This is a genomic window from Serratia sp. CY83965, assembly GCF_052166375.1.
GTDB classification, from domain to species: Bacteria; Pseudomonadota; Gammaproteobacteria; order Enterobacterales; family Enterobacteriaceae; genus Serratia; species Serratia marcescens.
Genome location: NZ_JBJNOV010000025.1, coordinates 1 through 5,444 on the forward strand (window position 1 = coordinate 1; position 5,444 = coordinate 5,444).

The window sequence follows — 5,444 nt, forward strand, 5'->3', positions numbered from 1 at the left end:
TCAACGTGAGAGGTGTTGATGGTGATACCACGAGCTTTTTCTTCTGGCGCGTTATCGATCTGGTCGAAAGCACGTGCAGAACCGCCGTAGGTTTTAGCCAGTACGGTAGTGATCGCTGCAGTCAGGGTAGTTTTACCGTGGTCAACGTGGCCGATAGTACCGACGTTAACGTGCGGTTTTGTACGTTCAAACTTTTCTTTAGACATCGATTGTCCCTCTAAGACACGGATAAATCGGTGGTATCACCACATCAACCAAGCATTTGCTCGTTGAATCCAGAACAGAAAGAAAATCAGGGGGCGAGAAATTAAGAAGTGGTGCTGATAGGCAGATTCGAACTGCCGACCTCACCCTTACCAAGGGTGCGCTCTACCAACTGAGCTATATCAGCACATCTTGGAGCGGGCAGTGGGAATCGAACCCACATCATCAGCTTGGAAGGCTGAGGTAATAGCCATTATACGATGCCCGCATCCTGGAACTCGGCTACCTGATTTTTCTGTAGAATTTTGGGATGGAGCAGGATTGTTCATCACTCGGCTCGCATCCTTCGGGCCGGCTGCGCCTTGCGCTGCACAGCTCGAACCTTGCCGAAGGCTTTCGCCCTCTCCTCCCGCCATCAACCGCTGCGGTATTCATCGCATCTCAGTTAATCGCCGAAGGCAAGATTTGGTGGTGGGGGAAGGATTCGAACCTTCGAAGTCTGTGACGGCAGATTTACAGTCTGCTCCCTTTGGCCGCTCGGGAACCCCACCAGATTTTAACTACTTGTGACTTGAATGGTGCCGGCTACCGGAATCGAACTGGTGACCTACTGATTACAAGTCAGTTGCTCTACCTACTGAGCTAAGCCGGCATCAAGTGCAGCGCATTCTAGGTAGAGCGGGCGACCTATGCAACAAAAAAATTGCTTTACGCGCACTTTCGCTCATAAATCAGTCAATTTTGCATACTGTCATGCAATTTGCAGCCTGCGGCGTGCAAACATTCATCACTCGCGGCAATCATTCTCTACAATTTTATCCACTTTTTGCAAGCCTTGAGCACCGCTTTCTCCGTGTCGGGCTTCTCAAAACACTTAACCCGCGATGGTAAACTGTGAGCGGGATCGATGCACCAAAAAGGGGATCCCTGCCCCGGACTGCGGCGTGAGCTACACTGATCCCTCGCCCTTTTGCCGTCGCTATGCCTTTCGCCGTTGTGGCTCAGTTATTGCTTCTCTTCATTACCCCCATCCCAGGAGGAATGACCGATGAAAATAGTGCCTATCAACGCCGCTACGTTGCCGATTTACCGCGATGAGTTGGCCCGCCTGTTGACCGATGCCGTCACGCACGGCGCTTCTGTCGGTTACGACACCTTAATTCCTCACGAAGACGCCGAGAGCTACTTCCACAGTCTGCGACCGGCCTTGGCCAAAGGTGAACTGCTGCTGTGGATTGCCCGTGACGATCGCGGCGTCGTTGGCACCGTGCAACTCGAGCTTTGCCAGAAGCCGAACGGCCGTAATCGTGCGGAGGTGGTGAAGCTGTTGGTGCATAGCCGCGCTCGCCGCAACGGCGTAGGTCAGACTCTGATGAAAACGCTGGAGTACGCGGCACTGCAGCAGCAACGCGGGCTATTGTATCTGGATACGCAGGCCGGTTCGGCGGCAGAAGCGCTTTATCGCAGCTTGGGTTATCGCTGTTTGGGCGAGCTGCCGGATTATGCAGCGGGCCCCGATGGGCATTACCATCCGACCGTCATTTATTACAAACGTCTGTTCACCGTAAATCAACCTTCGCGCGCTATCGCCAGCTAGTCTTCAGGCGGTATCCGGCTCTGATGATACCGCCTTGCAACCCCGCTTTATCAACTGCGCGCCGCTTCGCACAATTGACATAAACTGCTGCCTATCGACAACTTTTGCGAAAAAAGTCTACGCCAAAAACGAAGCTGTCTATAATATGCAGCTTGTTTATTCTCTGGAGTTGGCGTCCGGCGCCTTTCCCAACCTGCGTTAACAGGCAGAATTTGGCTTATGATAAAAAGAGATCAATCTTTAGCAACGCCTTACCTACAGTTCGATCGTACCCAATGGGCTGCGTTGCGAGATTCGGTGCCGCTGACGTTGTCGGAAGAAGAGATCGTTAAACTGAAAGGGATTAACGAAGATCTCTCGTTGGAAGAAGTTGCGCAGATTTATCTGCCGCTGTCACGACTGTTGAACTTCTATATCAGTTCCAACCTGCGCCGACAGGCGGTGCTCGAGCAATTCCTCGGCACCGACGGGCAAAAGATTCCCTATGTCATCGGCATCGCCGGCAGCGTAGCCGTAGGTAAGAGCACAACCGCACGTCTGTTGCAGGCGTTGTTGAGCCGTTGGCCAGAACACCGCAGCGTTGAGTTGATCACGACCGACGGCTTCTTGCACCCTAATAAGGTGCTGAACGAACGCGGCCTGATGAAGAAAAAAGGCTTCCCGCAGTCTTACGATATGCATAGCCTGGTGAAATTCGTGTCGGAAGTGAAATCCGGCGCCAAACGCGTCACCGCCCCGGTTTATTCCCATTTGATCTATGACGTCGTGCCCGAAGGTAATAAAGTCATCGAGCAACCGGATATTCTGATCCTGGAAGGGCTTAACGTATTGCAAAGCGGTATGGATTATCCTCACGATCCGCATCGCGTATTCGTTTCCGACTTTGTCGACTTCTCTATATATGTCGATGCGCCGGAGACGCTATTGCAAAGCTGGTATATCAATCGTTTTCTGAAATTCCGTCAGGGCGCATTTTCCAATCCCGATTCTTATTTCCATAATTATTCAAAATTGCCGGAACCGGAGGCGATTAATATCGCCACGCAATTATGGAATGAAATCAATGGATTGAATTTGCAGCAGAACATACTGCCTACGCGCGAACGCGCGAGCCTGATTATGACCAAAAGCGCCAACCATGCCGTTGAAAGCGTGCGTTTAAGAAAATAAGCCTACCGAACGATCAAGGGGACGCTGCCGTCCCCTTGTCTTTTCTCACTATTCCGCGCTGCGCAGCGATATCTCTCCGCCGATAAAAGGTTTGATTTCCCCGTCCTGTTCCAGCAACAGTGCGCCCTGCGAATCGATACCCCGGGCGATACCCACAATCTGTCGCTCGCCAATCAGCAGTTTGACCGGCCTGTCGATAAAGTTATCCAAGGTACGCCAGCGACCGATAAAAGGCGCCAGTCCGTCTATCTCAAACTGTTTCAATGACTGACGCAGTTCATTAAGCAGAGTTGCAGCCAGTTCATTGCGATCGATCTGAATTCCCGCTTCCTGTAGGTTAATCCATCCCTGAGTAATGGCGCTGGCATTGGTATCACGCATCGCCAGGTTGATGCCGGCGCCGATGACCAGTTGAGCCGCATCGCCAGTTTTTCCCGTCAATTCGACCAGGATCCCCGCCAATTTACGATCGTTCAGATAAAGATCGTTAGGCCACTTCACGCGTACATCAGCCGCACCGAGACGCTGCAAGACCTCCGCCATCACCATCCCGATCACCAGGCTAAGCCCCATCGCCGCTGCCGGCCCCTGCTCCAGTCGCCAGAACATCGACAGATATAAATTAGCGCCGAATGGCGAGATCCACTGCCGCCCGCGGCGCCCTCGTCCTGCCTGTTGGTATTCAGCGACGCAGGCATCACCAGAGTGCAATTCATCGATGCGGTCCAGCAAGTATTGGTTGGTGGAATCGACCACCGGCAACACGCTTACACGCTTGTCTTCCAGCAGGCTGAGGATTCGCTTGGCTTCCAACAGCTGGATGGCGCCAGGCAGGCTATAGCCTTTTCCGGGCACGGTAAAGACATCCAGTCCCCATTCGCGAATGGTCTGAATATGCTTATTGATCGCCGCGCGACTCATGCCCAGTGACTCACCGAGGTGTTCACCGGAATGGAATTCGCCGTCAGCCAGCAGCGCGATCAGTTTTAACGGAACCTTGGTATCTTTCATGACAGCACCGCCACGGCATTCAGTTCACCGGTCGCACCAATAAAACGCACCTCAGGTTCCAGCCACACGCCGAATTTATCGGCCACCGACTTGCGCACGTGGCGCGCCAATGCCACCACATCCTGACTGTGGGCGTTGTCGATGTTCACCAGCACCAGCGCTTGCTGGCGGTGTACCGCGGCGCCACCGATACGATATCCTTTCAGTTCGCATTGATCGATAAGCCATCCGGCGGCCAGCTTCACCTGGCCATCCTGCTGTGGATAATGCGGCATGCCGGAATATTTAGCGATGAGTTCTGCGGCTTTCTCTGCGTTCACCAGCGGATTCTTGAAGAAGCTGCCGGCATTGCCGGTTTCACGCGGATCGGGCAGCTTGCTGCGGCGCATGGCACATACGGATTCAAATACCTGAAGTGGCGTCACCGTGGCAGGATCCAGCTTGGCCAGATCGCCGTAGCTCAATTTGGGTTGCCACTGTTTGTTGAGACGCAGACCTAACCCGACAATGACATGCCCGGTCTGGAAACGGTGTTTGAAAATACTTTCCCGGTAGCCAAAACCACACTCGGCAGCCGGAATACGATCGATAGCGCCGGTAGAGAAGTCCAGCAGATCGACATACTCGCAGACGTCTTTCAATTCGACGCCGTAGGCGCCGATGTTCTGGATAGGGGCGGAACCGGCCAATCCAGGAATCAACGCCAGGTTTTCCAGGCCGCAGATCCCAGCCTGCAGCGTATATTGCACCAGGTCATGCCAATTTTCACCGGAGCTGACGTGGAGATACCAGGCATCGTTATCTTCCCGAACATCAATACCCTTCAACTGATTGACCATTACTGTGCCAGAAAAATCCTCCAGGAACAGCACGTTGCTACCTTCACCGAGAATCAGCAACGGCTCCTGACGCTTGCGCGTTTGTTGCCACACCTTGAGCATCAGCTCAATTCTATCGGCCATGATCAGGTGCGCTGCGTTGACCGGGAGCGCAAACGTATTGTGGTTTTTTAAAGACGCGCTTTCAGTAGACATAACGTTCAGTACCCATACGGAAATAATCTTTCGCCTAGTCTACTCGATTCGAGGCGTCTGGCTAATATTTGTTTTAATTAACGTGAAACTTATCGACTAATACACTGAAGAATTAAGATTTATCTTTGATATAACCGGATAATTCTCATCAGTCTGTTCATAGATAGCTATTTTTATTATTTAAATAATAATCTGGAACTATCAATTATATATTTAGCTGGCTATTTCTCTAGCAAAGAAACATTATTCTTCATTATAAGAATAAGTTACACATGCCCAAAAAGGCATTTTTCAAAGTAATAGATACTGTCAGGATATTTATTTTACGCATAGCAAAAAGCCCTGAACGTCAGTTCAGGGCTTTCGGCTTAATTTGATGCCTGGCAGTGTCCTACTCTCGCATGGGGAGACCCCACACTACCATCGGC

5 protein-coding genes, 4 tRNA genes and 1 other RNA gene are annotated in these 5,444 nt (G+C 51.9%); 2 read left to right on the plus strand and 8 right to left on the minus strand.

Going from position 1 to position 5,444, the window contains the following annotated elements:
* From ACJ8PL_RS25405 to ACJ8PL_RS25430, 6 genes are all read right to left on the minus strand, one after another.
* Nucleotides 1-206 (minus strand): GTP-binding protein (locus ACJ8PL_RS25405; protein ID WP_042932074.1); only part of this gene is annotated, 206 nt, incomplete at its 3' end.
* 109 nt (nucleotides 207-315) lie between these two features.
* Nucleotides 316-391 (minus strand) — tRNA-Thr (locus ACJ8PL_RS25410).
* A gap of 6 nt (nucleotides 392-397) precedes the next feature.
* Nucleotides 398-472, minus strand: a tRNA-Gly gene (locus ACJ8PL_RS25415).
* A 36-nt stretch (nucleotides 473-508) separates the two neighbouring features.
* Nucleotides 509-624: non-coding RNA, RtT sRNA (locus ACJ8PL_RS25420), on the minus strand.
* Between the two features lie 46 nt (nucleotides 625-670).
* Nucleotides 671-755: transfer RNA gene (locus tag ACJ8PL_RS25425), tRNA-Tyr, on the minus strand.
* Nucleotides 756-780: 25 nt separating this feature from the next.
* Nucleotides 781-856: transfer RNA gene (locus ACJ8PL_RS25430), tRNA-Thr, on the minus strand.
* Between the two features lie 396 nt (nucleotides 857-1,252).
* Between ACJ8PL_RS25430 and ACJ8PL_RS25435 the strand changes: the two genes are divergently transcribed.
* Nucleotides 1,253-1,801, plus strand: coding sequence for a GNAT family N-acetyltransferase (locus ACJ8PL_RS25435; RefSeq protein ID WP_016929433.1), 549 nt, complete (start codon nucleotides 1,253-1,255; stop codon nucleotides 1,799-1,801).
* A gap of 219 nt (nucleotides 1,802-2,020) precedes the next feature.
* On the plus strand, nucleotides 2,021-2,971 hold the full coding sequence (gene coaA, locus ACJ8PL_RS25440; RefSeq protein ID WP_025304936.1) for a type I pantothenate kinase: 951 nt from the start codon (nucleotides 2,021-2,023) through the stop codon (nucleotides 2,969-2,971).
* Nucleotides 2,972-3,019: 48 nt separating this feature from the next.
* Here coaA and birA read toward each other — a convergent pair whose 3' ends face one another.
* Nucleotides 3,020-3,982, minus strand: coding sequence for a bifunctional biotin--[acetyl-CoA-carboxylase] ligase/biotin operon repressor BirA (birA, locus tag ACJ8PL_RS25445; RefSeq protein ID WP_004929427.1), 963 nt, complete (start codon nucleotides 3,980-3,982; stop codon nucleotides 3,020-3,022).
* On the minus strand, nucleotides 3,979-5,016 hold the full coding sequence (gene murB / locus ACJ8PL_RS25450) for a UDP-N-acetylmuramate dehydrogenase (RefSeq protein ID WP_261460430.1): 1,038 nt from the start codon (nucleotides 5,014-5,016) through the stop codon (nucleotides 3,979-3,981). The genes birA and murB overlap by 4 nt, the downstream gene beginning before the upstream one ends.
* Nucleotides 5,017-5,444: the final 428 nt, after the last annotated feature.

What these genes read in the sequence shown, in the direction of transcription:
- ACJ8PL_RS25435 (WP_016929433.1), top strand. Translation starts at nt 1,253, where the DNA reads ATGAAAATAGTGCCTATCAACGCCGCTACGTTGCCGATTTACCGCGAT.
- coaA (WP_025304936.1), top strand. Translation starts at nt 2,021, where the DNA reads ATGATAAAAAGAGATCAATCTTTAGCAACGCCTTACCTACAGTTCGAT.
- birA (WP_004929427.1), bottom strand. Translation starts at nt 3,982, where the DNA reads ATGAAAGATACCAAGGTTCCGTTAAAACTGATCGCGCTGCTGGCTGAC.
- murB (WP_261460430.1), bottom strand. Translation starts at nt 5,016, where the DNA reads ATGTCTACTGAAAGCGCGTCTTTAAAAAACCACAATACGTTTGCGCTC.